Genomic DNA, 25033 nt, shown 5'->3' with positions numbered 1-25033 from the left:
CCTCGGTCGAACGCGCGTCAGCCGCCCGTCCGGGGGATCGCTGCGCGGCTGCGGCGCTGCAAAATAGAGGGCGCGAGAAGCTGCTTTGCGGTCAGCGGTCGTCGCGCGTGAACACCGCGCCGTCTTCCACCTTCACCGGGAACTTCGCCACCGGTTCGTAGGCCGGCGCGCACAGCGCGGTCCCTTCACGAACGTCGAACTTCGCGCCGTGCAGGACGCACTCCACCTGGCCGGAGGCGGCGTCGAAATGGCCGGCCGACAGCTCGAAGTCCTCGTGGGTGCACTGATCCTCCAGCGCGTAGAACATGCCGTCGAGGTTGAACACCGCGATCGGGGTGCCGGTGACCTCATCGAACGCCACCTTCATTTCCCCCGGCAGCAGCTCGGCGGTGGTGCACACAAAGGTCCAGGTCTCGCTCATGCCGTCGCCTCCGCGTGCAGGGGTTTTTCCAGCACTTCGAAGCGCAGGTCGTCGCGTTTGGGCTGGCCGAAACGGGTGTCGCCGTAGGGGAACGGCTTGAACTCGCCCGTGCGGCGATAGCCGCGGCGCTCGTAGAAGGCGATCAGTTCGGCGCGGACGTCGATCACGGTCATGCGCATCACCGGCAGCTGCCATTCGTCGCGGGCGATGCGTTCGCACTCGGCCAGCAGTTGCTTCCCCAAGCCGCCGCCCTGCAGCCCGGGGCGCACCGCGAACATGCCGAAATAGCCGGCGCCGTCCTCGTCGGCCACGTGCGCGCAGGCCTGCAGCCCGCCGTCGGCCTCGGCCAGCAGCACGCGGCTGCGCGGCCGCGCCAGGTCGGCGCGCAGCACGTCCGGTTCGATGCGGCTGCCGTCCAGCAGGTCGGCTTCGGTGGTCCAGCCCGCGCGGCTGGCATCGCCGCGGTAGGCGGAGGTCACCAGGGCGACGAGGGCGTCGATGTCGGCGGGGGTGGCGCTGCGGAAGGCGGGTGTCTGCATCCGCACATGCTAGCGTGCGGGCGGCTCCGGTTCATCCGCGGGGTCGCGGTCGGGCAGGGCCAGGAACGCCCAGAACGGGATGTCACGGGCCTGCCAGTCCACGCTGGCTTCATCGAGGATGTCCAGCAGGGTTTCGAAGCTGGTTTCGTCGGCATCGCGCAATGCCGCCGCGTGCGGCAGCAGCAGGGCGTAGCCGGAGGCCGGCCACCACGACAGGTCCCGCAGCTGGTCGCTGAGCGCATCCCAGTTGCAACCCTGGCCGGCCGGCGTGGCCAGCCGCTCGGCCAGCCGCTGCAGCAAAGCCTCCTTGCCGTCGCAGCCCTGCAGGTCGATGCGCAGCGTGTGCAGGCCGGCGCCGCCGCAGGCGATGTCGAGCAGGGCGATGTCCTCGTCGAGGACGAAGTACACCCCCGCCTGCCGCGGGTCTTCCAGCATCTGGGCGAGGCCGGTCATGGTTGCACCCGGGCGTCGAAACTGCGGAAGCTGCGGTAGTGGTCGCCGCTGTAGTACCACTCGTGCGGCGGGTTGCCGCCGGTGACGATGCGGCGCGCGCCGCGATGGCGCAGGCCTGGCGTATCGACGGTGTATTCGCGGTACCAGCCGCGCGGCTGGCGCGGCAGCAGGCCTTCGCGGTTGCCAAAGACCTGACCGTCCTGCCGGTACGGGTAGGGCCCGCCACGCTGGATCAGGCCGAGGGTGGCGCGGGCTTCCGGTGGCAGGAACGCGGGCAGCGCCGGGTTGTTGCTGGCAGACGAATCCGCGCTGGTTGTTGCGCCGGCTGCCGTTGGCAGCGCGGGCGCATGCGCGGCAGGAAAATCGTGCGTCGCCGCCGGTGCTTGCTGCTGCGAGCGCCACTGCTGCCAGCCTGCTGCAAGCGCGATGGCCAGCAACAACCAGACGATCGGATTGCGTAGCCGCATGGGCGCGTGTCGCCGATGGAAGGGTGGGTGCAGAATGGCGCGGACTTCCCAGGCAGGCAAGCGCATGGCCCGCGATCCCCGCATCGACGCCTACATCGAACGCGCCGCGCCGTTCGCGCAGCCGATCCTGCGCCATGTGCGCGAGCTGGTGCACGCGGTCTGTCCCGAAGTCGAGGAATCGATCAAATGGGGCATGCCCAGTTTCAGCCATGCCGGCGGCATCCTGTGCGGGATGGCGGCGTTCAAGCAGCACGCCTCGTTCGGGTTCTGGAAGCACGCGCTGGTGGTGGGCGAAGGCGAGCCGCGCGACGGCATGGGCAGCTACGGCAAGATGACCGCGCTGCAGGACCTGCCGCCGGACAAGACCATGCTGATGCACCTGCGCAAGGCGATGCAGCTCAACGAAGCCGGGGTGAAATCCCGCGCGCGCAAGGCCGCGCCGAAACCGCCGTCGGAAACACCCGAAGATCTCGCCGCCGCGCTGAAGAACAACAAGGCGGCGCAAGCGACTTTCGCCGCCTTCCCGCCGGGGTGTCGGCGCGAATACATCGAATGGATCGTCGGGGCCAGGCGCGAGGACACCCGCGCCAGGCGCCTGGCGCAGGCCATCGAATGGATGGCCGAAGGCAAGCGCCGCAACTGGAAATACGAGGCGTGCTAGCCCCTCACGGCGCCACGTCGGTGCGCAGCACCGGGTAGCGGTTGTAGCCCGCGTCCCAGGCCGGATGGCGGCGGTAGAAGAAATCCAGGCGCGCACGCGGGTTCTTGGCGAACTCGGCGTCGTCCTTGAGCTTCTTCTCGAATTCGGCCTTCAGCGCCGGGTCGCGCGCCAGCATCAGCCGCGCCTGCTCTTCGGCCACGTAGGCTTCCATGTATTCCTTCTGTTCGAAGCTGTTGTTGAACGCGCCCCAGGCGGCCATCGAGTCGGGCGCCTGCGGCTCCAGGATCGCCATCAGCAGGCGCGCCTTCGGCTGCGCGATGGGGACGAACAGGGCGCCGGCGGCAAGATCGGCGGTGGCCGGCTTCCAAGTGCCGGTGAGGGTCGCGCGCTGGTGGCCTTCCACCGGCATCGGCGCGAACTTCACGCTGTCGGCTTCGAAGGCTTCCACCGCGGCCTGCGGCGCAGCGGCGGCGAGGGTGCGGAAGTCGATGCCGTGCACGCGCAGCTGCTCGCCCACCCGCGCCGCGTATTCCGGTGGCACCACGTAGCCGCCCATCGGCGCCGGCATGCTGCGCCCGGGCACGACGGTGTCGCGCAGCGGCAGCATCCACAGCTGCGGGGTGCGCTCGTCGTAGCGGGTCATGCTGGCGCCGGAGATCTCCGATGGCGTGCGGGTATAGGCGTAGCCCAGGAATTCGATGAAGCGCTTGGCATCGGTCGTGGCGTAGTCCAGCGGTACCGGCTGCCCGGCCAGGGCGGCGGCGCGGGCGTCGGCCTCCAGCTCCAGCTGCCGCCACTGCGGGCCGTGTTCGGCAGCCAGCTCCAGCGCGGCCAGCACGGTGTTGTAGGTGGCGCGCACGCGGTTGGGGTAGGGCTGCCACGAGTGGGTTTCGACCAGGATGCCGACCCGGTTGCGCAGCGGGAAATAGCCGTGCGAGAAGCGCGGCGTGCTGACGCCATCGGCGAAGCCCGAGGTGGGATCGTCCTCTTCCTCGAAGCTGGGATAGAACGCCACCGGCAGCGAGCCGCGCTGCTTCAGCTTCTCGATGATGCCGTCGCGGAAACCGCGCCCGGCTGCGCGCAGCGCCTGGTCGCCGGAGTTGATCGGCTCGCCGGTGATGGAGATGTCATGGCGGAACTTGGCGCCGTCGGTGACGTGCAGGTCCAGCGCCACCAGCGGGTCCCAGGCGTTGACCAGCGCCAGCATCGCGCGCATTTCCGGCGCGTCGGCCTTCACGTAATCGCGGTTGAGGTTGTAGCGCTGGGCAGTGGTGCGGAAGCCCATCTGCTCTGGCCCGCGCTGGTTGGGGCGGTTCCAGGCCTTGAAGTTTTCGTGCCCGTCGACGTTGAACACCGGCACGAACAGCAGCACGGTCTTGTCCAGCAGGCCCTTGCCCGCCTTGCCGCGCAGCAGGTCGCGCAACAATCCGAAGCCTGCATCCTTGCCGTCGATCTCGCCGGCGTGGATGCCGCCCTGCGCCAGCACCACCGGCAGGTTCTGCGCGCGCGCGTCCTCGGGCGTCAGCGCGCCGCGGGTGGACACCGCCAGCGCCTTCATCGGCCGGCCCTGCGGGCTGGTGCCGAAGTCGAAACAGCGCACCGCCTGCGGATAGGCCTGCTGGTAGGCGTCGCACAGCGCGATCACCTCGTCGTAGCGGCCGGTCTGCCGGTAGCCGCTGCGCTCGGCCACGGTGGTCAGGTCGGGCTTGGCCGCGTGCGCGGCGGACGGGGCGGACGTGGCGATGGACAGCAGGGCAAGGGCGAGCAAGTGGCGGCGCATCATGGGTCTCCGGGTCAACCGCGCGATGGTAGCCCAGTGCAATCCGCCCGTTGCCTGCCGTAAGTCGTGACGGACGGCGTGCGAAGATGGAGGCTGCATTCCACCGGATTTCCGCCATGGCCGCGACGCTTTACTACGCCCCCGGTTCTGCCAGCTTCCTCGTTCACTGGCTGCTGCTGGAGCTGGAATTTCCGCACGAACTGCGTCTGGTGGACTTCGCCAACCGCGCGCAGAAGTCGCCGGAATATCTGGCGCTGAATCCGAACGGCGTAGTGCCGACGCTGGTGATCGATGGCAAGCCGCAGCACGAGGCCGCGGCGTTGGCGCTGTGGCTGGCGGAAACCCACCCGCAGGCGGGGCTGATGCCGGCTGTTGGCGATCCGCAGCGGCTGGACTTCCTGCAGTGGATGTTCGATCTGGCCAACGAAGTGCAGCCGCTGCTGCGGCAGTGGTGGTATCCGGGCGAGGTGGCCGGCGAAGCCAATGCCGAGGCGGTGCATGCGCACTGCGCGCGGCGGCTGGGTGCGCACTGGCAGCGGATCGACGCGCACCTGCAGGCGCACGGGCCGTACCTGCTGGGCGAGGCGCCCTGCGTCGCGGATTTCTACCTGGTGATGCTGATGCGCTGGTCGCGCAATTCGCCGTCGCCGGCCACCGACGCGCCGCGTCTGGCCGAGCTGGCGAAGCGGATGAAGGCGCGGCCGACCTTCAAGGCCCTGTACGAACGCGAGGGGCTGACCGAGTGGGCGTAAGCCCCGCATCGGTTAGGCTTCCCGCAACCCCAGCAAAGAGCCACGCATGAGCCAGACGACGGCCGCCCCGACCGCCCGCCTGCCCCGGCAGATTCCCTACATCATCGGCAACGAGGCCTGCGAGCGCTTCAGCTTCTACGGGATGCGCAACATCCTGGTGCAGTTCCTGGTCAGCAGCGTGATCCTGGCCTACGTGCCGGAGGCGGAGCGGCAGGGCGTCGCCAAGGACGTGTTCCACAGCTTCGTCATCGGGGTGTACTTCTTCCCGCTGCTGGGCGGCTGGCTGTCCGACCGCTACTTCGGCAAGTACAACACGGTGCTGTGGTTCTCTCTGATCTACTGCGCCGGCCATGCCTGCCTTGCGCTGTTCGAGGACAGCCGCAGCGGCTTCTATACCGGCCTGTTCCTGATCGCGCTGGGCAGCGGCGGGATCAAGCCGCTGGTGGTGAGTTTCTGCGGCGACCAGTTCACCACCGCCAACAAGCACCTGGCCAAGCTGGTCTTCGACGGCTTCTACTGGACGATCAACTTCGGCAGCTTCTTCGCCTCGCTGCTGATGCCGCTGTTCCTGCGCGACCTCGGCCCGGCGGTGGCGTTCGGCATCCCCGGCGTGCTGATGTTCATCGCCACCTTCATCTTCTGGCTGGGCCGCAAGCAATATGTGCGGGTGCCGCCCACCCGTGGCGAAGACCCGCATTCCTTCCTCAACGTGGCGCGCAGCGCGCTGCTGGCGCAGGCGCCGGGGCAGGGCAGGGCCGGCCTGCTGGTGGCCGGCTTCGGCGTGCTGCTGGCGCTGGCGATGCTGGCTTGCTGGGCGCTGCAGGCGGCGTTCGGCATCGCGGTGCCGTATTGGCCGGCCGACTTCCACTTCGTCATCACCGCCTGCCTGGCGCTGGGCGCGCTGATCGCGTTCGGCGGGATCGGCGTGTCGATGCAGCTGGAGCGTGCGCGCGGCCTGCATCCGGATGCGGCGGTGGACGGCGTGCGCGCGGTGCTGCGGATCCTGATCGTGTTCGCGCTGACCACGCCGTTCTGGTCGCTGTTCGACCAGAAGGCCAGCACCTGGGTGATCCAGGGCAAGGCGATGACCGTGCCGCACGAAGCCTGGTGGTGGCCCAGCTGGCTGGTCAAGGAAGCAGGGCAGATGCAGGCGCTGAATCCGCTGCTGATCATGCTGCTGATCCCGTTCAACAACATGCTGCTGTACCCGGCGCTGCGCCGGATCGGCTTCGAGCCCACCCCGCTGCGGCGGATGGGCTGGGGCATCGCGTTCTCCGGCGTCGCCTGGATCCTTGCCGGCCTGATCCAGCTGAAGATCGACAGTGGCGCGCAGACCTCGCTGGCGCTGCAGACCTGGCCCTACCTGCTGCTGACCTTCGGCGAGGTGCTGGTCTCGGCCACCGCGCTGGAGTTCGCCTACAGCCAGGCCACGGTGGCGATGAAGGGCGTGATCATGGCGTTCTGGTACCTCACCAGCACCTTCGGCAGCCTGTGGGTGCTGCTGACCAATGCCGCGGTGCGCAATGACGCCGTCACTGCGCAGATCGCCGCCACCGGCTACAGCGAGAACGCGGTGCTGATGTTCTTCTTCGCCGCGTTCGCGTTCGTGGCCGCGCTGGCGTTCGCCGCCTACGCGCGCACCTATCCGATGCAGGACAACTACCGGGCGGCCTGAGCCATGTTCACCCTCGCCATCATCGCCGCCACCGTGCTGGTCAGCTGGCGCGCCTTCAACGACCAGCGCCTGCTGGGCCGGCTGATCCTGTGGCCGCCGGCGGTCACCCGCAGCCGCCAGTACGACCGCCTGCTGGGTTACGGCTTCATCCACGCCGACTGGACCCACCTGCTGTTCAACATGATCACCCTGTGGTCGTTCGGCATGCAGGTGGAGCGGGTGTTTTCCGAATGGATTTCGCCGCTCGGCTACCTGCTGTTCTACCTGTCGGCGATCGTGGTCTCGATCCTGCCCACCTACATGAAGCACCAGCGCGACCCGAACTACCGCAGCCTCGGTGCCTCCGGCGGGGTGGCGGCGGTGCTGTTCGCGGCGATCCTGTTCGACCCGTGGTCGAAGCTGATCATCTTCCCGATCCCGCTGCCGATCCCGGCTTTCCTGTTCGCGCTGCTGTACGTGGGCTACAGCATCTGGATGGACCGGCGCGGCGGCGGCAACGTCAACCACAGCGCGCACCTGTGGGGCGCGGCCTACGGCGTGCTGTTCACCCTGCTGCTGCGGCCCGGCGTTGCCGGCCACTTCACGCGCAGCCTGCTGGGATAGGCCCGCAAACACGGAGAACAGCAATGACCGAGATCCTCCACGAAGTCCCCGAACAGCGGTTCGTCACCCAGGCCGAAGGCCACGCCGCACGCCTCGACTACATCGAGAACGAAGGCCGCCTGACCATCACCCACACCATCGTGCCGCCCGAAATCGGTGGCCGCGGGATCGCCAGCGAGCTGGTGCGGGCGGCGTTGGCCTATGCCCGCGATGCCGGGCTGAAGGTCGATCCGCAGTGCTCCTACGCCGACACCTGGATGCGCCGACACCCGGAATTCGACGCGCTGCGCGCCTGAGCCGGCTGGGACGGGTAGAATGCCCGCCCCATGCGCCTCAACCGACACATCGCCGATACCGGCCACTGCTCCCGCCGCGAGGCCGACCGCCTGATCGCCGAGGGTCGCGTCACCGTGAACGGCATCCGCGCCCGCATTGGCGCCGAAGTCGGGGAGGACGACGAAGTTCGTATCGACGGCAATCCACTGGCCGCCCGCGTGGCCGCCAAGGGCAAGCGCCGGCACATCTACATCGCGCTGAACAAGCCGGTGGGCATCACCTGCACCACCGACGAGGCGGTCAAGGGCAATATCGTCGAGTTCGTCGGCCACGAGCAGCGGATCTTCCCGATCGGCCGGCTGGACAAGGATTCCGAAGGCCTGATCCTGCTGACCAGCAACGGCGACATCGTCAACCGCATCCTGCGCGCCGAGAACAAGCTGGAGAAGGAATACCTGGTGGCGGTGAACAACGCGGTCACCGACGATTTCCTGCGCGCCATGGCCCGCGGCGGGGTGCCGGTGCACGGCGAGGCGACGCTGCCCTGCAAGACCGGCCGGCTGGGCCGATTCGGCTTCCGCATCGTGCTCACCCAGGGCCTGAACCGGCAGATCCGGCTGATGGCCGCCCACTTCGGCTACCGGGTCAAGCAACTGCACCGGGCGCGGATCGGCAACGTCAAGCTGGGGCACCTGAAGCCTGGCCAATGGCGGAACCTCACCGACCCCGAGTTGCGCGGTTTGCTGCCCGATCACGCCGACTGGTAAGCATTCGCGACTGGCCGAAAAAAATCTTCGCGGGAATGCTCCATTGCCGTCAAAAACAGGTTAAGGTTCGCCCACTGTTTCAAGCGGGATCACGGTACATCGTGACCCGATGTGGTAGATCCGTCGTGATCCGCTCATCGTGTGCGTTACCCCTTGCTCGACAGTCGCGGCCGGTATCGCCAGCCGTGTTTACATGACCAACTGTTCAATGGAGTAACAACATGTCTGATCGTCAGACCGGCACCGTCAAGTGGTTCAACGACGCCAAGGGCTTCGGCTTCATCACCCCGGAAAGCGGCCCGGACGTTTTCGTCCACTTCCGCTCGATCCAGGGCAACGGCTTCAAGTCCCTGCAGGAAGGCCAGAAGGTCTCCTTCAAGGTCGTGCAGGGCCAGAAGGGCCTGCAGGCCGACGAAGTGCAGGCGGAGTAATTCGCCTGCGCCTTGGCGCACGCAAAGCCCGGCTTCGGCCGGGCTTTGTCGTTTCCGGGGCTTTGAAAAAATGCGGGCGGGCAAGGCCCGGTGAGGGATGCCTGCGGTGTGCATGCCAAACTATGCGTGCGGTCCCCCGGCCACTTCTCCAATCCCCTGTTCCGCCATGAGCGATTCCCTTCGTCCGAGTTCACGCGCCGCGGTCTTCGCCATGCTGCTGGTCCTGCTGGCGGGCTGCAACCGCGGCGATACGCCGCCTGCCGCTGCCGCGCCTGCACCGGGACAAACCGCCACGGCTGCCGTGCCCGCCGCGCCGCCGGCATTGAAGGACGTCATCGAGACCACGCCGGGCTACATCGTCGGCATCAGCTACCCGTCGCAGGCTGCTGCCTACCCGCCGTTGGCGCAGGCGCTGCATGCCTATGCGGAAGCGGCGCGGGCCGAATTGATGCAGGCCGTCGCCGGACTCAAGGGGGCGAAACCGCGCGCGCCGTACGACCTCAGCCTGCAGTTCAGCATGGTGGTTGCGACCCCGCGGGTGGTGGCGGTGGCCGCCGACGGTAGTACCTACACGGGGGGCGCGCACGGCGCCCCGCTGGTGGAGCGCTTCGTGTGGCTGCCGCAGCTGCAGCAGATGCTGGCGGCGGAGCAGCTGATCCCCGCCGCCGACGGCTGGACGCCGGTTTCCGCCTACGTGCGCGAGCAGCTGATGACCGGGCTGTCGGCATCGCTGGATGAGGAGGCGCTGGAGGGCGACGCCCGTGCCGGGCAGATGTCGTTGCGCAGCCGGATGATCGATGACGGCACCGCGCCGTCGGCGGCGAATTTCGCCCGCTTCGAGCCGGTGATGAACGCCGATGGCAGCATCCGCGCGCTGCGCTTCGTGTTCCCGCCGTACCAGGTCGCCCCGTACGTGGAGGGCACCGTCACCGTCGACGTGCCGGCGCGGGTGCTGCTGCCGCTGGTGGCCGCCGAATATCGCCCGCTGTTCCGTCAGGGCTGACCTCACCGGGCTGCGCTAAGCTGGCGGTCGGAGGCGAACATGCCTGCGATCCATCCGCTCCGAGACCGCGTGGCCGCGCTGCTGGCCGGCGCCGATATCCATCCGGATGGCGGCGGCGAATGCGACCCGGCAATCCACGACCAGCGCTTTTATTCCCGGGTGCTGGCGCAGGGTTCGCTTGGGCTGGGCGAGACGTGGATGGACGGCTGGTGGGACGTGGCGTCGCTGGATGGCATGCTGGCCCGGCTGTTGGCGGCGCAGCTCGACGAGCGCGTGCACGGCCTGGCCAGCCTGGCTGACAACCTTCGCGCGCGGCTGCTCAATCTGCAGGCGGAGCGCCGCAGCCGCGAGGTCGGCAGGCGCCACTACGATCTGGGCAACGACCTCTACGCCGCCATGCTCGGCAAGCGGTTGATCTACAGCTGCGGCTACTGGCGCGATGCGCAGGATCTCGACGCCGCGCAGGAAGCCAAGCTCGACCTGGTCTGCCGCAAGCTGCGGCTGCGCCCGGGGCAGCGCCTGCTGGACATCGGCTGCGGCTGGGGCGAGGCGCTGAAATTCGCGGCCGAACGCTACGGCGTGCAGGGAGTGGGGGTGACCATCTCCGCCGAGCAGGCGGCCTATGCACGCGAGCTGTGCGCGGGCCTGCCGGTGGAGATCCGGCTGCAGGATTACCGCCATATCGAGCCAAACGCGTTCGACCGGGTGCTGTCCATCGGCATGTTCGAGCACGTCGGTGCGCGCAATTACGCCACCTTTTTCGACGTGGCCCGGCGCAGCCTCGACCCGGCAGGAGAGCACGGCGGGCTGGCGCTGCTGCACTGCATCGGCAGCAATGCCTCGACCCGCCACACCGACCCGTGGATCGCCCGCTACATCTTTCCCAATTCGATGATTCCGTCGGCCGCGCAAATCGCCGCGGCGCTGGAGGGGCGATTCGTGGTGGAGGATTGGCATGGTTTCGGCCCCGACTACGACCGCACCCTGCAGGCCTGGCGGGCCAATGTCGAGGCCGCCTGGGAGCGCCTTCCGCCGCGCTACGACACGCGCTTCCGGCGCATGTGGCGGTTCTACCTGGCGGCATCGATGGCCAGCTTCCGGGTGCGCCGCAACCAGCTCTGGCAGCTGCTTCTGTCACCGCGCGGGGTGCCGGGCGGACTGCAGGAGATCCGCTGAGTCGCAGCCGGTGAGACACACGCGCCGCAGCCTGCGGGGGTGAACGCGCAGATCCGCTTCGCCTTTCAGCACGCCATTCATCCGACGCCTCCCGGGGCGACGGATAATGCCGGCATGCCTGAGCAAGTGCCGCTGCATGCAGCCCTGGGCGGCCTCCATCCCGCTGTCGCCGGCTGGTTCGCGCACGCGTTTCCGGCGCCCACGCAGGCGCAGATCGCGGCCTGGCCGGCCATTGCCGCCGGCCGCGACACCCTGGTGGCCGCGCCTACCGGCTCGGGCAAGACCCTGACCGCCTTCCTCACCGCGATCGACGCGCTGGTGCGGGAAGGCCTGTCGCAGGGGCTGCCGGATACCACCCTGGTGCTGTACGTCTCGCCGCTGAAGGCACTGTCCAACGACATCCACATCAACCTGGACGCGCCGCTGGAGGGCATCCGCGCCGAGCTGGCAGCGCTGGGCCTGCCGGACGTCGCCATCCGCACGGCGGTGCGCACCGGCGACACGCCGCAGTCCGAGCGCGCCCTGCATCGCAAGCGGCCGCCGCACATCCTCGCCACCACCCCGGAATCGCTTTACGTGCTGCTGGGCTCGGAGTCCGGGCGGGCGATGCTGGCCGGCGTGCGCACGGTGATCGTCGACGAAATCCACGCGCTGGTGCAGAACAAGCGCGGCAGCCACCTGGCGCTGTCGCTGGAGCGGCTGGACGCGCTGACCGGGCGGCGGGCCACGCGCGTCGGGCTGTCGGCGACGCAGAAGCCGATCGAGGAAGTGGCGAAGTTCCTGACAGGTGCAGGCGCACGCGATTGCGCCATCGTCGATATCGGCCACGCGCGCCAGCGCGATCTTGCGCTGGAACTGCCGCCGGTACCGCTGGAGGCGGTGATGTCGAACGCGCAGTGGGAGCTGGTGTACTCGCGCATCGCCGAACTGGTGGAGCAGCACGCGACCACCCTGGTCTTCGTCAATACCCGCCGGATGGCGGAGCGCGCGGCCCGCCACCTCGGCGAGTTGCTGGGCAAGGAGCACGTGGCCGCGCACCACGGTTCGCTGGCCAAGGAGCTGCGGCTGGATGCCGAGCAGCGGCTCAAGCGCGGCGGGCTGAAGGTGTTGGTGGCGACTGCCTCGCTGGAGCTGGGCATCGATATCGGCGATGTCGAGCTGGTTTGCCAGATCGGGTCGCCGCGCAGCATCGCCGCCTTCCTGCAGCGGGTGGGGCGTGCCGGCCACCAGGTCGGCGGCGTGCCCAAGGGGAGGTTGTTCGCCGCCACCCGCGACGAGCTGATGGAATGCGCGGCCCTGCTGGACAGCGTGCGCCGCGGCGAACTGGATGCGCTGATCATGCCGCCGGCGCCGCGCGACGTGCTGGCGCAGCAGATCGTGGCCGAGGTGGCGGCGCGCGAATGGGACGAGGACGAACTGTTCGCGCTGGTGCGGCGGGCATGGCCGTATGCGTCGCTGCCGCGGGAGGAGTTCGATGGCCTGCTGAAGATGCTGGCGGAGGGCTTTTCCACCCGCTATGGCCAGCGCGCCAGCTACCTGCATCGCGACGCCGTGCACCGCAAGCTGCGCGGGCGCAAGGGCGCGCGCCTGACCGCGACGCAGTCCGGCGGCACCATCCCCGACGTCGGCGACTACGCGGTGGTGCTGGAGCCGCAGGCGATCCAGATCGGCACCGTCAACGAAGACTTCGCCATCGAAAGCATCGCTGGCGACGTGTTCCAGCTCGGCAACGCCAGCTACCGGATCCTGCGCGTGGAAAGCGGCCGGGTGCGGGTGGAGGACGCGCAGGGCCAGCCGCCCAGCATCCCGTTCTGGCTGGGCGAGGCGCCGGGGCGCAGCATCGAGCTGTCGGCCAGCGTGTCGCGCTTCCGCGCGCTGCTGCAGGAAAAACTGGAGCGCGAAGGCGAAGCCGCGGCGCTGGGCTGGCTGCGCGACGAACTGGCGCTGGGTGAATCCGCCGCCGCGCAGATCGTCGCCTACGCCGCCGCGCAGCTGGCCGGCTTCGGCATGCTGCCAACCCAGCAGCACATCGCGCTGGAGCGCTTCTTCGACGAGTCCGGCGGCACCCAGCTGGTGATCCATTCGCCCTACGGCAGCCGGATCAACAAGGCCTGGGGGCTGGCGCTGCGCAAGCGCTTCTGCCGCAAGTTCAACTTCGAGCTGCAGGCGGCGGCCACCGAGGACGCGATCATCCTGTCGCTGTCCACCAGCCACAGCTTCCCGCTGATCGAAGTGATCGGCTACCTGCATTCGGCCAGCGCCAAGGACGTGCTGGTGCAGGCGCTGCTGGACGCGCCGCTGTTCCCGGCGCGTTTCCGCTGGAATGCCACCACCGCGCTGGCGCTGCCGCGCTTCACCGGCGGCAAGAAGGTCCCGCCGCAGCTGCAGCGGATGAAGTCGGAAGACCTGATGGCGACGGTGTTCCCCGACCAGGTGGCGTGCCTGGAAAACATCGTCGGCGAGCGCGAAGTGCCCGACCACCCGCTGGTGGCGCAGACCCTGCAGGATTGCCTGTTCGAGGCCATGGACGTGGACGGCTGGCTGGCGCTGCTGCGCGGGCTGGAATCTGGCGACGTGCAGGTGACCGCGCGCGATCTGACCGGGCCCTCGCCGTTCACCGCCGAAGTGCTGAGCGCGCGGCCGTATGCCTTCCTCGATGACGCACCGCTGGAGGAGCGACGCACCCAGGCGGTGGTCGCGCGCGGCCGCGGCGGTGCCACTCAGGCCGGTGACCTTGGCCGGCTCGATCCGGGTGCGATCGACGCGGTGGCCGAGGATGCCTGGCCGCTGGCGGGGACCTCGGACGAGATGCACGACGCGCTGATGGCGCTGGGCGTGGTCACGGCGGGCGAGGCCGAGGCATCGGGCTGGCTGCCGTTGCTGGAGCGGCTGGCGGGAGAAGCGCGCGCCACCGTGCTGGATGCCGGCGCGGCAGGGCTGTGGACCGCCACCGAGCGCCTGCCGCAGCTGCGCGCGTTGCATCCGGACGCGGCCATCGCGCCGGATGTCGCGGTCCCCGCCAGCTATGCCGCGGACTGGTCGCGCGAGGATGCCCTGCGCGAACTGGTGCGCAGCCGCCTGTCCGCATCCGGGGTCACCACCGCGCAGGCGCTCGCCGCCATCCTGGCGGTGCCAGCGGATGAGGTCGATTTCGCGCTGATGGCGCTGGAGCAGGAGGGCTACGCCATGCGCGGCCGCTTCCGCCCCGACGCCGCCTGCGATGAGTGGTGCGAACGGCTGCTGCTGGCACGCATCCACCGCAACACCGTGGCGCGGCTGCGGCGCGAGATCGAGCCGGTGGACGTGCGCGACTACGTGCGCTTCCTGTGCGACTGGCAGCGGCTGTCACCTGCCACGCGCGTGCAGGGCCCGGATGCGCTGGCCGGCGTGCTGGCGCAGCTGGAGGGCTTCGAGGCCGCCGCCGGCGCGTGGGAAAGCGAGCTGCTGCTTGCCAGGGTCAAGGACTATTCCATCGCCTGGCTGGACGACCTGTGCGGCGCCGGGCGCATTGCATGGGCGCGCCTGCGTACGGGTGGCGAGGGCGGGGCGACGCTGGTGCGCGCCGCGCCCATCGTGCTGCTGCCGCGCCGGGAGCTGGGCCGGTGGACCGGGTTGGCGGCCGGTCAGCAGCCCGGCGAGGACGCGCCGCTGTCGTCGCGCGCGCAGAAGGTGGAGGACTGCCTGCGCCAGCGCGGTGCGCTGTTCTTCGAGGAACTGCTGGACGCCGCGCGCCTGCTGGAAACCGAGCTGGAGAACGCGCTGGCCGAACTGGTTGCGCGTGGCCGCGCCAGCTGCGACAGCTTCTCCGGCCTGCGCGCGCTGCTGCTGCCGGCGGCGAAGAAGCCGTCCAGCTATGCGCGCAACGGTCGCCGCGCTTCGTTGACCGGGATTGCGGATGCGGGGCGGTGGAGCCTGATGGTGCGGCCCGCGGCGGAGGCTGCGCAGGATCCCGCCGCCATCGAACACGTCGCCCGCGTGCTGCTGCGCCGCTACGGCGTGGTCTGCTGGCGGCTGCTGGAACGCGAAGCCGCGTGGCTGCCGCCCTGGCGCGAACTGCTGCGCGAGTACCAGCGGCTGGAAGCGCGGGGCGAGATCCGCGGCGGGCGCTTCCTGGCCGGTGTGGTTGGCCAGCAGTTCGCCCTGCCGGAAGCGGTGGCGGCGCTGCGCGCGATCCGCAAGCGTCCGCATGATGGCGTGATGATCGCGGTGTCAGCCAGCGACCCGCTCAATCTGGCCGGTACCCTGCTGGCCGGCGACAAGGTGCCGCGCCAGCCGGGCGCGCGGTTGCTGCTGCGCGACGGCGTGCCGGTGGCATCGTTGGTGGGCGGTGAGTTCCGCGCTTTGCCGGGGTTGGCGCCCGCCGATACGCACGCGGCGAAGGTGGCGTTGCTGCGCGAGCCGGGGGTGCGGGGCAGGGCGTCGCAGGCACCGGGATCGCGGCCGATGGCGGATCCGTTGGGGTTGCATGCGGAGCGAGGCTGAAGCGGGCGCTACTGTCATCTGGAGCCACGGGATAGACGCGGCACATCCCTGTGCCGCGCCCTTCGCTACGCTACGGGCAGCCTTCGGCTGTCCGGATTCGCTCCCGGCGAATCCGTCGAACCCTACGGGTTCGAACCTCAAGGACGTACAACGCAAAAAGCCCCCGCGCTTGCGGCGCGAGGGCTTTTTGCGTTGTATGGCGCTCCCTACGGGATTCGAACCCGTGTTTTAGCCTTGAGAGGGCCACGTCCTGGGCCTCTAGACGAAGGGAGCATTGGGTGCAGCCGGTTGGACGACCGGCCCGACATTGCCGGATGGCGCGTCGAGCTTGCTAGTATAAAAGGCTGCGTCTGCCTCTGGCAACGCCCCGTTTCCGCCAATCGCAGCGCATGACCCAAACCGAAAGCCCAATCTTTCCCGTCGTCCCGGAACTGCGCGTGATCACGCGCGACGTTCACGGTGTTTCCCGCAAACAGATGAGTCCCAATGCGCTGCGGGTGTTGTACCGCCTGCGCGAAGCCGGGTTCGGCGGCTATCTGGTCGGTGGCGCGGTGCGCGACCTGCTGATCGGCGGCGAGCCCAAGGATTTCGACATCGCCACCGACGCCACCCCCGAGCAGGTCAAGGCGCTGTTCCGCAACTGCCGGCTGATCGGCCGCCGGTTCCGGCTGGCGCACGTGGTCTACGGCCGCGAGATCATCGAAGTCGCCACCTTCCGCGCCAACGGCGGCGACGACGACGGCGACCGCCAGACCGACGACGGTGGCCGCCTGCTGCGCGACAACATCTACGGCAGCATCGAGGACGACGCGGTGCGGCGCGACTTCACCGCCAACGCGCTGTATTACGCGATCGAGGACTTCTCGGTGCGCGACTACGTGGGCGGCTATGCCGACGTGGGGGCGCGCTTGCTGCGGCTGATCGGCGAGCCGGAAGCGCGCTACCGCGAAGACCCGGTGCGCATGCTGCGCGCGGCGCGGCTGGCGGCGAAGCTGGGCTTCACCATCGAGGCCGCCACCGCCGAGCCGCTGCCGCGGCTGGCGCCGCTGCTTGCCGACGCCTCGCCGGCGCGGCTGTTCGAGGAAACCCTCAAGCTGTTCCTGTCCGGCCATGCGGTCGCCGGCTTCGAACACCTGGAAGCGCACGGCCTGCTGCCGGCGCTGCTGCCGGAAACCGCCAAGGCGCTGACTTCCAACAAGTCCGGCGCGCTGCGGCGGATGCTGGTGCAGGGGCTGCGCAATACCGACGCACGCGTGGCCAACGACGAGCCGGTGTCGCCGGCCTTCCTGTTCGCGGTGCTGCTGTGGCCGGCTTACTGCCGCGCGCTGGCGCAGCTGCAGGCGCAGGGCGTGCACGCTGTCGAGGCGCAACGCCGCGCCGCTGATCGGGTGACCATGCACCAGGTCGCGCGCACCGCGCTGCCGCGACGCTTCTCGCTGCCGATGCAGGAGATCTGGCTGATGCAGCCGCGGTTCTCGCTGCGCCAGCGCAAGCGCGTGTTCCGGCTGCTGGCGCATCCGCGCTTCCGCGCCGCCATCGACTTCCTCGAGCTGCGCCTGGCCGCGTCGGATTCACATGCCGACGATGTCGCGTTCTGGCGCGAAGTGCAGCTGCAGCCGGCGGTCGCCGTGGCCGCCAGCGAGGCCGACGACGTGAGCGAGCCTGAGGACGACGACGCGGAAGCCGAAGCTGATCCGGATGCCGCCGCCGCGCCGCGCCGCCGTCGCCGCCGCCGCAGGTCGTGAGCGAACAACCAGCCGCCTCGATGCCGGCAAGGGCCTGCATCGGCCTGGGCGGCAACCTCGGCGATCCCGCGCAGGCGCTGCGCGCTGCCTTCCGCGCGCTGGCGGCGCTGCCCGAGAGCCGCCTGCTGGCGACCTCTCGCCTGTACCGCACGCCGGCCTGGGGCCGCACCGACCAGCCGGACTACGTCAACGCGGCGGCGCTGCTGGAAACCCGGCTCGCGCCGCAGGCGCTGCTGGCGCAGCTGCTGGCCATCGAGCGCGCGGCCGGTCGGCTGCGCGACGGCGAGGCGGCCGCAACGCGCTGGGGCCCGCGCGTGCTCGATCTGGACCTGCTGTTGTATGGCCAGCAACGGATCGATGTTCCGGGTTTGCGCGTGCCGCATCCGCATCTGCACGAGCGCGCGTTCGCGCTGGTGCCGCTGGCCGAGATCGCCGCCGACCAGCCGTTCCCCGGCCACGGCAGCGTGGGCGAGGCGTTGCGGCATGTCGACAGCGCCGGCGTGGACGCAATCGAAGGTGCTTGACCCGGCGCAAGCGGCCCGCTGCGGGTTCTGCGCGATAATGCCGCCCCCGACCTGCCGGAAACCGCGATGAGCGTACATGCCGAACAGAAGTCCTGGAGCGTGCCGCAGCTCGCCCAGGCACGAGAGGCGGGCCGCCGGCTGACCATGCTGACCTGCTACGACGCCAGTTTCGCGCGGGTGCTGGACGATGTCGGCATCGACCTGATCCTGATCGGCGATTCGCTGGGCATGGTGGTGCAGGGGCACGAATCCACGCTGCCGGTGCGGGTGGAGGACATCGTCTATCACACTGCCGCGGTCGCTCGCGGCGCCAGCCACGCGCTGAAGATCGCCGACTTCCCGTTCGGCAGCGACGCCACGCCGGAACAGGCGCATGCGGCGGCGGTGCGCTTCATCCAGGCCGGCGCGGCGATGGTCAAGCTGGAGGGCGCTGGCCACAAGCTGGAGACGATCCGCTTCCTGGTCGACCGCGAGATCCCGGTCTGCGCGCATCTGGGCCTGACCCCGCAGTCGGTGCTGAAGATGGGCGGCTTCAAGGTGCAGGGGCGCGAGCAGTCAGGTGCCGAGCGGCTGCGCGCGGAAGCGCTGGCCGTGGCCGATGCGGGCGCGGCCCTGCTGGTGCTGGAGGGCGTGCCGGCGGAGCTTGCTGCCGAAATCACCGCGGCCAGCCCGATTCCGACCATCGGGATTGGCGCCGGCCCCGGCTGCGATGGCCAGGTGCTGGTGCTGCACGACCTGCTGGGCATCGATACCGGCCACCGCAAGCCCAAGTTCGTCAAGGATTTCCTTGCCGAAGGCGGTTCCATCGCCGGCGCCCTGCGCGCCTATGCCGAGGCGGTGCGCAGCGGCGCATTCCCGGACAAGGCGCATTCCTACAGCTAGCAGCGCAGCCACGCTTCCCCGAGCGGGAAAGCCGGCGGCCATCCAGGCGACCCATGTGATCCAGACCATCACCCGACTCGAACAACTGCGCGCCACCATCGCCAACTGGCGGCGCGAGGGCCTGCGGGTCGGCTTCGTGCCCACCATGGGCAACCTGCATGCCGGCCACTATTCGCTGGTGACGCTGGCGCGGCAGCACAGCGACCGCGTGGTCTCCAGCGTGTTCGTCAATCCCACCCAGTTCGGCCCGAGCGAGGACTTCACCCGCTATCCGCGCACCCCCGATGCCGACACCAGCGGGCTGCAAGCCGCCGGCTGCGACGTGCTGTGGCTGCCGGAAGTGGAGGCGATGTATCCGTTCGGCGTGGAGCTGGCGGCGAAGGTACAGGTGCCGGGCGTCAGCGCGGTGCTGGAAGGCGCCTGCCGGCCCGGCCATTTCGATGGCGTGTGCACAGTGGTGACGCGCCTGTTCAACCAGGTGCAGCCGGACGTGGCGGCGTTCGGGCGCAAGGATTTCCAGCAGCTGGCGGTGATCCGGCAGATGGTCGCCGACCTGCAGATGCCGGTGCAGATCCTGGCCGGCGAGATCGTGCGCGAGCATGACGGGCTGGCGATGAGCTCGCGCAACCAGTACCTGTCGGCACAGGAGCGGGCGACCGCGCCGGCGATCCACCGCACCCTGCTGGCGATGCGCGATGCCGCGCAGGCCGGCGCGCCGCGGGCGCAGGTCGAGGCCGAGGCCGACGCCGCCCTGCGCGCCGCCGGCTTCGTGCCCGATTACGCGGTGCTGCGGCGCCCGGATTTCAGCGAGCCGGTGGACGGCCAGCCCGGCCCGCTGGTGGCGCTGATCGCCGCGCGGCTGGGGCGGACCCGGCTGATCGACAACCTCGAATTCGAGCTCGCCGCGCGCGCCTGACAAGCGCTGCCGCCCGGGCCGTGAAGGCCATTTGTTGCAGCGCGGAAAGCGCGCCCTATACTTTTCCCGCGGGCCGGACATCCGGCCGGTTCCACCGGAGTCGAAAACCATGCAACTCACCCTGCTCAAGGGCAAGATCCACCGCGCCACCGTCACCCACGCCGAGCTGCATTACGAAGGCTCCTGCGCGATCGACGGTCGCCTGCTCGACATCGCCGGCATCCGCGAATACGAGCGCATCGACATCTACGACGTCACCAGCGGCGAGCGCTACTCCACCTACGCGATCCGCGGCGAGGAAGGCAGCGGGGTGATCTCGGTGAACGGCGCGGCCGCGCACAAGTCCCGCGTCGGCGACCTGGTCATCATCTGCGCCTACGTGCAGTGCGATGCCGAGGAAGCCGCGGCGCACAAGCCGACCTGTGTGTACGTGGACCGCGACAACCGGCTGACCCACACCAACCACTCCATGCCCAAGCAGGCGGCCTGACCGGGATGGCTGGCCTGCTGGGGGGTCTGGAGGCGCAGGCCGACCGGCTTTCCGGCACCACGCTGGCGGCCCTGCTGGCCGCCGATCCCGCCCGCGCCGGCGATTTCGCCCTGCGCTGCGGCCCGCTCTACGCCAACTTCGCGCGCCAGCGGTATGACCGCGAAGCGCTGGATGCGCTGTTCGCGATCGCGGAACGCGCGGACCTGGCCGCGGCGATGCGGCAGCTGCTGGCGGGCGAAGAGGTCAACGTGACCGAGGGGCGGGCGGCGCTGCACGGCGCGCTGCGCGGGCCCGCCGTCGGTTCCGCCTTTGCGCTGGCGGCACGGGCGCAGGCACTGTCCACGCAGCTGCGCATGCGCGAGCTGGTCGACGCGCTGGCCGCCAGCGACGTCACCGACATCGTCAGCATCGGCATCGGTGGTTCCGACCTCGGACCGCGCCTGATCGTCGATGCGCTGGCGCAGCCGGATGCGCGCTTCCGGGTGCATTTCCTGTCCAACGTGGACGGCAACGCGGCGCGCCGCGTGCTGGCCGGGCTGGACCCGCGGCGCACCGCCGCGATCATGATTTCCAAGAGCTTCGGCACGCAGGAGACGCTGCTGAACGGCGGCATCGTCCGCGCCTGGCTGGGGGACGACGAGCGCCTCTATGCCGTCAGCACCAATGCCCAGCGGGTCGCCGACTTCGGTATCCCGCCCGAGCGCACCCTGCCGATGTGGGACTGGGTGGGAGGCCGCTACTCGCTGTGGTCGGCGGTGGGCTTCCCGATCGCGCTGGCGCTGGGGATGGACCGCTTCGAGGCGCTGCTGGAAGGCGCGGCTGCGTTGGATGCCCACGCCCTGCACGCGCCGCTGCGCGACAACCTGCCGGTCTGGCATGCGTTGACCGCGATCTGGAACCGCAACGGCCTGCACGCGTCCACCCAGGCCGTGCTGCCCTACGACGATCGCCTGCGCCTGTTGCCCAGCTACCTGCAGCAGCTGGTGATGGAAAGCCTCGGCAAGTCGGTGCGGCTGGATGGCCGCGAGACCGAGTGGCACACCGTCCCGGTGTGGTGGGGCGGTGCCGGCACCGATACCCAGCACAGCTTCTTCCAAGCCCTGCACCAGGGCACGCAGGTGGTGCCGGCGGATTTCATCGGCGTGGCCAGGGCCGACCACCCGCACGTTGCCAACCACGCCGCGCTGCTGGCCAACCTGCTGGCGCAGACCGAGGCGCTGGCGAATGGCCGCGACAGCGAAGATCCGCACCGGCGCTATCCCGGCAACCGTCCCAGCACGCTGCTGCTGCTGGACGCGCTGACCCCGCAATCGCTGGGCATGCTGATCGCGCTGTATGAGCACAGTGTCTACCTGCAGTCGGTCCTGTGGGGCATCAATGCCTTCGACCAGTTCGGCGTGGAGCTGGGCAAGCAGGTCGCCAACGCTCTGCTGCCGGCGCTGAGCGGTGAGCGCGACGCCGATGATCCGGTGACCCGCGCGCTGCTGGCGGAACTGCGGGGCGCCGCTTCCTGAGGGATGCGCGGCGCAGGCAGCGCGCGCGCCCTGCCCGACACGTCGCAGCCCGCCCGGTTCCGCGCCGGGTGTTTACCCGGGCAACAGCTCGGCAACGGCAGCGTCCAGCGCCCGCAGCGCCTCCGCCTCCAGCGGCGCCGCACGCATGGCCTGCACCGCATCGCCCAGTCGCGCCGCGCCGACGAAGCCGCAGCTGGCGACTAGCTTGTGCAGTTCGGCCCGGATCGTCGCGGCGTCGCCGTCCGCGACCGCCAGGGCGATGCGTCCGCGCTGCGCCGGCAGCTCGTCGAGGAACATCCCGCGCAGCGCCTGCACGTGCGCGGCCTGGCCGCCCAGCGCGGCCAGCGCCGCGGCGTCGTCCCAGCAGGGCCGCGGCGTTTCGGCAGCCGGCAGCCAGCGACGCAGCGCGGCATGCAGCGTCGCCACCGACAGCGGCTTGCGCAGCACCGCGACGAAGCCGGCCGCCAACAGGCGCGTGTGCAGCGCATCGTCCACATCCGCGGTATGCGCCAGCGCGACGCTGGTGATGCCGGCGCCGCGCAGGCTGCGCAGCAGGTCTTCGCCGCGGCCGTCGGGCAGGTTGGCATCCAACAGGAACAGGTCGAAGTCCGCACCGCGGCACGCCGCTTCGGCCTCGGCCAGGCTGCCTGCCTGCACCACCTCGGCGGGCAGCGCGGCGCTGGCGCCGGCGAGGAAGGCGGCGTTGACCAGATCGTCCTCGACCAGCAGCAGGCGCGGAAGCGCAGGGGCGGGGGAATGATTCATCGCGGCACCATCGGGGCTTTGTATGCTGCGTGGATGTCGCGCCCGATGCTAACGCTTTGCCTGTGCCTGTTGGCGGTGCTTGCCGCCCCTGCGGCGTCGGCGCGGGTGGCGCAGGCGCGGGTGGCCAAGGTCACCACCGGGGTGGCGACGCTGGAACAGGTGCGGCTGCGGCTGGACTGGCCGGATGGCGCGGCGGCCGGCGAACTGCAGCTGTGGGCCGGTCGGGTGGATGCGCCGGACCTCGGCTACCGCTTCCGAGACCTGCACTGGCGCTGCCCGCTGCAACGCACCCCGCGTGGCGGCTGGCAGTGCGCAGGCGAACTGCGCGAGGGTCATGCCGCGCCGCTGCGGCTGGCGCTGGCCTTCGACGCCGTGACCACCCACGCTTCGCTGGCGCGCGGTGAGGCCCGGTTGGCGCTGGACCGCACCGTCGCCGCGCCCGATCTCACCCGCTTCGACCTGCGCGCGGTGCCGCTGGCCTGGGCACAGGCGCTGCTGGCGCAGGCATGGCCGGAGGGGCGGCTGAAGGCGGGCACGCTGGACGGGCAGCTGCGGCTGGCAACGCCCGTGCGCGCGCCGCTGCGGGTGGATGGGCTGCTGAAGCTAGGTGGCGCGAGCTTCGAGAATGCCGATTCCAGCATCGTCGGCGAGGGGCTGGGCGGCGCCCTGCAGCTCGATTACCGCAGCGGCGGCGGGTTGGCGCAGGTGGCGGTGATCGGAGAACTGCATGGCGGCGAGTTCCTCGCCGGCAATACTTACGTGGCGCTGCCGGCCACGCCGGTGGGGCTGCGGGTGGAGGCGGAGCGGCGCGGCGACGCCGGCTGGCAGCTGCCGCGGATCGAATGGCGCGACGGCGATGCGCTGGTGGCCAACGCCAGCGCCGCGCTGGCGCCGGACGGCGCCCTGCAGGCGCTGGACGTGCACGCGCGCAGCGCCGACATGGCGCCGCTGCGGCCGCGCTACCTGTCCGGCTGGATGGGCCTGATGGGGCTGGGCGAGGTCGACCTGCACGGTGCCATCGACATCGACGCGCGGATGGCCGGCGGCCAGCTGGCCGGCATCGACGCGCACCTGCACGGCGTGGATCTGCGCGACCCCGCCCAGCGTTTCGTGTTCGACGGCCTGCGCGGCGACCTGCGCTATTCCGCCGGCGCGCCGGTTGCCAGCGCACTGCAGTGGGACGGCGGCCAGCTGTATGGCCTGGTCTTCGGCGCCGCCCGGCTGCCGTTCGCCAGCGCCGATGGTGCGCTGCGCGTGGACGGCACGGTGGAGATGCCGATGCTGGGTGGCCGGCTGGGCCTGCGCGACGTGGTGATCCGGCCGCCACAGCATGGCGCAGGCGCCGATATCCGCTTCGGCATGCGGCTGGCGGGCATCGATTTCGGCAAGGTCTCGCAGGCGCTGGGCCTGCCGGCGTTCCAGGGCAGGCTGGATGGCGACCTGCCGCGCGTGCACTACGCCAACGACCGCATCGATTTCGACGGTGGGCTGTCGCTGGGCCTGTTCGACGGCCGGGTGGCGTTTTCCTCGCTGGCGCTGGAGCGCCCGTTCGGCACCGCGCCCAGCCTGAGTGCCGACATCGCGATGGATGATCTGGACCTGCTGCGGCTGACCGAAGTGCTGGGTTTCGGCAGCATCACTGGGCGCTTGGATGGCCGCGTCCACGGCCTGCGGCTGGTGGACTGGACGCCGGTGGCCTTCGATGCGCGCTTCATCACCGACGAGGCGCCGGGCGTGCGCCAGCGGATCAGCCAGCGCGCGGTGCAGGACATCAGCAGCGTCGGCGACGCCTCCTTCATCACCAGCCTGCAGGGCCAGCTGATCGGCCTGTTCTCCGACTTCGGCTACCGCCGCATCGGCATCGGCTGCCGGCTGGAGAACCAGGTCTGCGCGATGTCGGGCCTGCGTTCAGCGGGCAACGCCTTTACTATCGTCGAAGGCAGCGGCCTGCCGCGCCTGGATGTGGTGGGCTTCAATCGCGCGGTGGACTGGCCGACGCTGGTGGAACGCCTGATCGCGGCCGGCAAGGGCGACGTGGCGCCGGTGGTGGACTGATGCAATCGAGTTGGACGAACCAAGGAGCAAGGCGATGAAACACTGGATGGGCATGCCGGTCGCGGCGGTGCTGCTGCTCAGCGCATGCGTGACGATCAACGTGTATTTCCCGGCGGCGGAAGCCAAGGAAGCGGCCAAGGAGTTCGTCGATAAGGTCATCAACGAAGCCGACAAGGTCGAGATCAAGGAACCCCCGGCCGGTGGCGGCATGGCGATGCTGGAGCGTCGCATCGAGCTGGACCTGTCCGGTATCGACCCGTGGGCGCTGGTCGGCATCGGCAGTGCGCGCGCGCAGTCCGCGCCCGACATCAGCCTGAAGACGCCGGCCATCCAGGCCATCCAGTCGCGCATGGAAGCCCGCTTCAACGCGACCCTGCGGGCGGGCTTCGACAGCGGCGCACTGGGTTTCACCGCCGACGGCCTGATCACCGTGCGCGACGCCTCGAAAGTGGAGCTGAAGGATCGCGTGGCGATGAACTCGGCGGTTGCCGACGACAACCGCGACCGCAAGGCGGTCTATCGCGAAGTGGCGGTGGCAAACGGCCATCCGGAGTGGGAAGAGCAGATTCGCGGCGTGTTCGCCAAGCAGTGGATCGCCAGCGCGAAGGCCGGCTGGTGGTACCAGTCCGGCGGCAGCTGGAAGCAGAAGTAAACGC

At 70.0% G+C, this 25033-nt stretch carries 24 protein-coding genes and 1 tRNA gene; 18 read left to right on the top strand and 7 right to left on the bottom strand.

All coding sequences use genetic code 11. From position 1 onward, the window contains the following. Positions 1-91: 91 nt before the first annotated feature. The 4 genes from G582_RS0108365 to G582_RS0108350 are packed head-to-tail and all read right to left on the bottom strand — an operon-like array spanning position 92 to position 1880. Positions 92-421 (bottom strand): non-heme iron oxygenase ferredoxin subunit, encoded by a 330-nt coding sequence (locus G582_RS0108365; RefSeq protein WP_028839451.1) that lies wholly within the window; start codon positions 419-421, stop codon positions 92-94. Continuing rightward, on the bottom strand, positions 418-960 hold the full coding sequence (locus G582_RS0108360) for a GNAT family N-acetyltransferase (RefSeq protein ID WP_028839450.1): 543 nt from the start codon (positions 958-960) through the stop codon (positions 418-420). Before G582_RS0108360 ends, G582_RS0108365 begins: the two co-directional genes overlap by 4 nt. A 9-nt stretch (positions 961-969) precedes the next feature. After that, on the bottom strand, positions 970-1413 hold the full coding sequence (locus tag G582_RS0108355; RefSeq protein WP_028839449.1) for a barstar family protein: 444 nt from the start codon (positions 1411-1413) through the stop codon (positions 970-972). Continuing rightward, complete coding sequence (locus tag G582_RS0108350; protein WP_028839448.1) at positions 1410-1880, bottom strand: guanyl-specific ribonuclease; 471 nt, start codon at positions 1878-1880, stop codon at positions 1410-1412. Before G582_RS0108350 ends, G582_RS0108355 begins: the two co-directional genes overlap by 4 nt. 64 nt (positions 1881-1944) lie before the next feature. Between G582_RS0108350 and G582_RS0108345 the strand changes: the two genes are divergently transcribed. After that, positions 1945-2541: a YdeI/OmpD-associated family protein gene (locus tag G582_RS0108345; RefSeq protein WP_028839447.1), complete on the top strand. Its 597-nt coding sequence runs from the start codon at positions 1945-1947 to the stop codon at positions 2539-2541. Between the two features lie 4 nt (positions 2542-2545). Here the strand turns inward: G582_RS0108345 and G582_RS0108340 are convergent, their stop codons facing one another. After that, positions 2546-4324, bottom strand: coding sequence for a M14 family metallopeptidase (locus G582_RS0108340; protein WP_028839446.1), 1779 nt, complete (start codon positions 4322-4324; stop codon positions 2546-2548). A gap of 113 nt (positions 4325-4437) precedes the next feature. Between G582_RS0108340 and G582_RS0108335 the strand changes: the two genes are divergently transcribed. The 9 genes from G582_RS0108335 to G582_RS0108295 all read left to right on the top strand — a co-directional run bounded on the left by G582_RS0108335 (position 4438) and on the right by G582_RS0108295 (position 15486). Continuing rightward, positions 4438-5073 (top strand): glutathione S-transferase family protein, encoded by a 636-nt coding sequence (locus tag G582_RS0108335; RefSeq protein ID WP_028839445.1) that lies wholly within the window; start codon positions 4438-4440, stop codon positions 5071-5073. A gap of 46 nt (positions 5074-5119) precedes the next feature. Continuing rightward, on the top strand, positions 5120-6748 hold the full coding sequence (locus G582_RS0108330) for a POT-type proton-dependent oligopeptide transporter (protein WP_028839444.1): 1629 nt from the start codon (positions 5120-5122) through the stop codon (positions 6746-6748). Positions 6749-6751: 3 nt separating this feature from the next. Then, positions 6752-7351, top strand: coding sequence for a rhomboid family intramembrane serine protease (locus tag G582_RS0108325; RefSeq protein ID WP_028839443.1), 600 nt, complete (start codon positions 6752-6754; stop codon positions 7349-7351). A gap of 23 nt (positions 7352-7374) precedes the next feature. After that, complete coding sequence (locus G582_RS0108320) at positions 7375-7647, top strand: GNAT family N-acetyltransferase (RefSeq protein WP_028839442.1); 273 nt, start codon at positions 7375-7377, stop codon at positions 7645-7647. 30 nt (positions 7648-7677) lie between these two features. Then, complete coding sequence (locus tag G582_RS0108315; protein ID WP_028839441.1) at positions 7678-8394, top strand: pseudouridine synthase; 717 nt, start codon at positions 7678-7680, stop codon at positions 8392-8394. A gap of 221 nt (positions 8395-8615) precedes the next feature. Further along, positions 8616-8825, top strand: a complete 210-nt coding sequence (locus G582_RS0108310; RefSeq protein WP_028839440.1) for a cold-shock protein — start codon at positions 8616-8618, stop codon at positions 8823-8825. A gap of 166 nt (positions 8826-8991) precedes the next feature. Continuing rightward, positions 8992-9828: a DUF3298 and DUF4163 domain-containing protein gene (locus G582_RS0108305; RefSeq protein ID WP_051247030.1), complete on the top strand. Its 837-nt coding sequence runs from the start codon at positions 8992-8994 to the stop codon at positions 9826-9828. Between the two features lie 39 nt (positions 9829-9867). Further along, complete coding sequence (cfa, locus tag G582_RS0108300; protein ID WP_028839438.1) at positions 9868-11004, top strand: cyclopropane fatty acyl phospholipid synthase; 1137 nt, start codon at positions 9868-9870, stop codon at positions 11002-11004. A 132-nt stretch (positions 11005-11136) separates the two neighbouring features. Next, complete coding sequence (locus tag G582_RS0108295; RefSeq protein ID WP_028839437.1) at positions 11137-15486, top strand: DEAD/DEAH box helicase; 4350 nt, start codon at positions 11137-11139, stop codon at positions 15484-15486. 197 nt (positions 15487-15683) lie between these two features. On the opposite strand, the gene G582_RS0108290 is transcribed toward G582_RS0108295, so the two are convergent. Next, positions 15684-15759: transfer RNA gene (locus G582_RS0108290), tRNA-Glu, on the bottom strand. 116 nt (positions 15760-15875) lie between these two features. On the opposite strand from G582_RS0108290, the gene pcnB reads away from it, so the two are divergent. From pcnB to pgi, 6 genes are all read left to right on the top strand, one after another. Next, positions 15876-17231: a polynucleotide adenylyltransferase PcnB gene (gene pcnB / locus G582_RS16055; RefSeq protein ID WP_051247026.1), complete on the top strand. Its 1356-nt coding sequence runs from the start codon at positions 15876-15878 to the stop codon at positions 17229-17231. Positions 17232-17251: 20 nt separating this feature from the next. Continuing rightward, positions 17252-17755 (top strand): 2-amino-4-hydroxy-6-hydroxymethyldihydropteridine diphosphokinase, encoded by a 504-nt coding sequence (folK, locus tag G582_RS0108280; RefSeq protein ID WP_028839436.1) that lies wholly within the window; start codon positions 17252-17254, stop codon positions 17753-17755. A gap of 66 nt (positions 17756-17821) precedes the next feature. Then, positions 17822-18637 carry a 3-methyl-2-oxobutanoate hydroxymethyltransferase gene (gene panB, locus G582_RS0108275; RefSeq protein WP_028839435.1) on the top strand — a complete coding sequence of 272 codons (816 nt, stop codon included), beginning with the start codon at positions 17822-17824 and terminating at the stop codon, positions 18635-18637. 55 nt (positions 18638-18692) lie between these two features. Further along, positions 18693-19553: a pantoate--beta-alanine ligase gene (gene panC / locus G582_RS0108270; protein WP_028839434.1), complete on the top strand. Its 861-nt coding sequence runs from the start codon at positions 18693-18695 to the stop codon at positions 19551-19553. 109 nt (positions 19554-19662) lie between these two features. Next, entirely contained in the window at positions 19663-20043 is a 381-nt protein-coding gene (panD, locus tag G582_RS16050) for an aspartate 1-decarboxylase (protein ID WP_038053446.1), read from the top strand. Positions 20044-20048: 5 nt separating this feature from the next. Continuing rightward, complete coding sequence (pgi, locus tag G582_RS0108260; RefSeq protein ID WP_038053443.1) at positions 20049-21557, top strand: glucose-6-phosphate isomerase; 1509 nt, start codon at positions 20049-20051, stop codon at positions 21555-21557. Positions 21558-21629: 72 nt separating this feature from the next. Here pgi and G582_RS0108255 read toward each other — a convergent pair whose 3' ends face one another. Next, positions 21630-22322: an Hpt domain-containing response regulator gene (locus G582_RS0108255; RefSeq protein WP_028839432.1), complete on the bottom strand. Its 693-nt coding sequence runs from the start codon at positions 22320-22322 to the stop codon at positions 21630-21632. Positions 22323-22355: 33 nt separating this feature from the next. Here G582_RS0108255 and G582_RS17230 point away from each other — a divergent pair, with 33 nt between their 5' ends. After that, positions 22356-24377, top strand: a complete 2022-nt coding sequence (locus G582_RS17230; RefSeq protein WP_051247024.1) for a translocation/assembly module TamB domain-containing protein — start codon at positions 22356-22358, stop codon at positions 24375-24377. Between the two features lie 34 nt (positions 24378-24411). After that, complete coding sequence (locus tag G582_RS0108245) at positions 24412-25029, top strand: YdbL family probable chaperone protein (protein WP_028839431.1); 618 nt, start codon at positions 24412-24414, stop codon at positions 25027-25029. Positions 25030-25033 lie beyond the last annotated feature (4 nt).

The sequence above is a fragment of the Thermomonas fusca DSM 15424 genome (assembly GCF_000423885.1).
Taxonomy (GTDB): domain Bacteria; phylum Pseudomonadota; class Gammaproteobacteria; order Xanthomonadales; family Xanthomonadaceae; genus Thermomonas; species Thermomonas fusca.
This window is presented reverse-complemented; position numbering and strand designations above follow the sequence as displayed.

Bases quoted from the DNA above. Each gene is read 5' to 3' on its own strand.
- G582_RS0108365 (WP_028839451.1), bottom strand. From the start codon at position 421: ATGAGCGAGACCTGGACCTTTGTGTGCACCACCGCCGAGCTGCTGCCG.
- G582_RS0108360 (WP_028839450.1), bottom strand. From the start codon at position 960: ATGCAGACACCCGCCTTCCGCAGCGCCACCCCCGCCGACATCGACGCC.
- G582_RS0108355 (WP_028839449.1), bottom strand. From the start codon at position 1,413: ATGACCGGCCTCGCCCAGATGCTGGAAGACCCGCGGCAGGCGGGGGTG.
- G582_RS0108350 (WP_028839448.1), bottom strand. From the start codon at position 1,880: ATGCGGCTACGCAATCCGATCGTCTGGTTGTTGCTGGCCATCGCGCTT.
- G582_RS0108345 (WP_028839447.1), top strand. From the start codon at position 1,945: ATGGCCCGCGATCCCCGCATCGACGCCTACATCGAACGCGCCGCGCCG.
- G582_RS0108340 (WP_028839446.1), bottom strand. From the start codon at position 4,324: ATGATGCGCCGCCACTTGCTCGCCCTTGCCCTGCTGTCCATCGCCACG.
- G582_RS0108335 (WP_028839445.1), top strand. From the start codon at position 4,438: ATGGCCGCGACGCTTTACTACGCCCCCGGTTCTGCCAGCTTCCTCGTT.
- G582_RS0108330 (WP_028839444.1), top strand. From the start codon at position 5,120: ATGAGCCAGACGACGGCCGCCCCGACCGCCCGCCTGCCCCGGCAGATT.
- G582_RS0108325 (WP_028839443.1), top strand. From the start codon at position 6,752: ATGTTCACCCTCGCCATCATCGCCGCCACCGTGCTGGTCAGCTGGCGC.
- G582_RS0108320 (WP_028839442.1), top strand. From the start codon at position 7,375: ATGACCGAGATCCTCCACGAAGTCCCCGAACAGCGGTTCGTCACCCAG.
- G582_RS0108315 (WP_028839441.1), top strand. From the start codon at position 7,678: ATGCGCCTCAACCGACACATCGCCGATACCGGCCACTGCTCCCGCCGC.
- G582_RS0108310 (WP_028839440.1), top strand. From the start codon at position 8,616: ATGTCTGATCGTCAGACCGGCACCGTCAAGTGGTTCAACGACGCCAAG.
- G582_RS0108305 (WP_051247030.1), top strand. From the start codon at position 8,992: ATGAGCGATTCCCTTCGTCCGAGTTCACGCGCCGCGGTCTTCGCCATG.
- cfa (WP_028839438.1), top strand. From the start codon at position 9,868: ATGCCTGCGATCCATCCGCTCCGAGACCGCGTGGCCGCGCTGCTGGCC.
- pcnB (WP_051247026.1), top strand. From the start codon at position 15,876: ATGACCCAAACCGAAAGCCCAATCTTTCCCGTCGTCCCGGAACTGCGC.
- folK (WP_028839436.1), top strand. From the start codon at position 17,252: ATGCCGGCAAGGGCCTGCATCGGCCTGGGCGGCAACCTCGGCGATCCC.
- panB (WP_028839435.1), top strand. From the start codon at position 17,822: ATGAGCGTACATGCCGAACAGAAGTCCTGGAGCGTGCCGCAGCTCGCC.
- panD (WP_038053446.1), top strand. From the start codon at position 19,663: ATGCAACTCACCCTGCTCAAGGGCAAGATCCACCGCGCCACCGTCACC.
- pgi (WP_038053443.1), top strand. From the start codon at position 20,049: ATGGCTGGCCTGCTGGGGGGTCTGGAGGCGCAGGCCGACCGGCTTTCC.
- G582_RS0108255 (WP_028839432.1), bottom strand. From the start codon at position 22,322: ATGAATCATTCCCCCGCCCCTGCGCTTCCGCGCCTGCTGCTGGTCGAG.
- G582_RS17230 (WP_051247024.1), top strand. From the start codon at position 22,356: ATGTCGCGCCCGATGCTAACGCTTTGCCTGTGCCTGTTGGCGGTGCTT.
- G582_RS0108245 (WP_028839431.1), top strand. From the start codon at position 24,412: ATGAAACACTGGATGGGCATGCCGGTCGCGGCGGTGCTGCTGCTCAGC.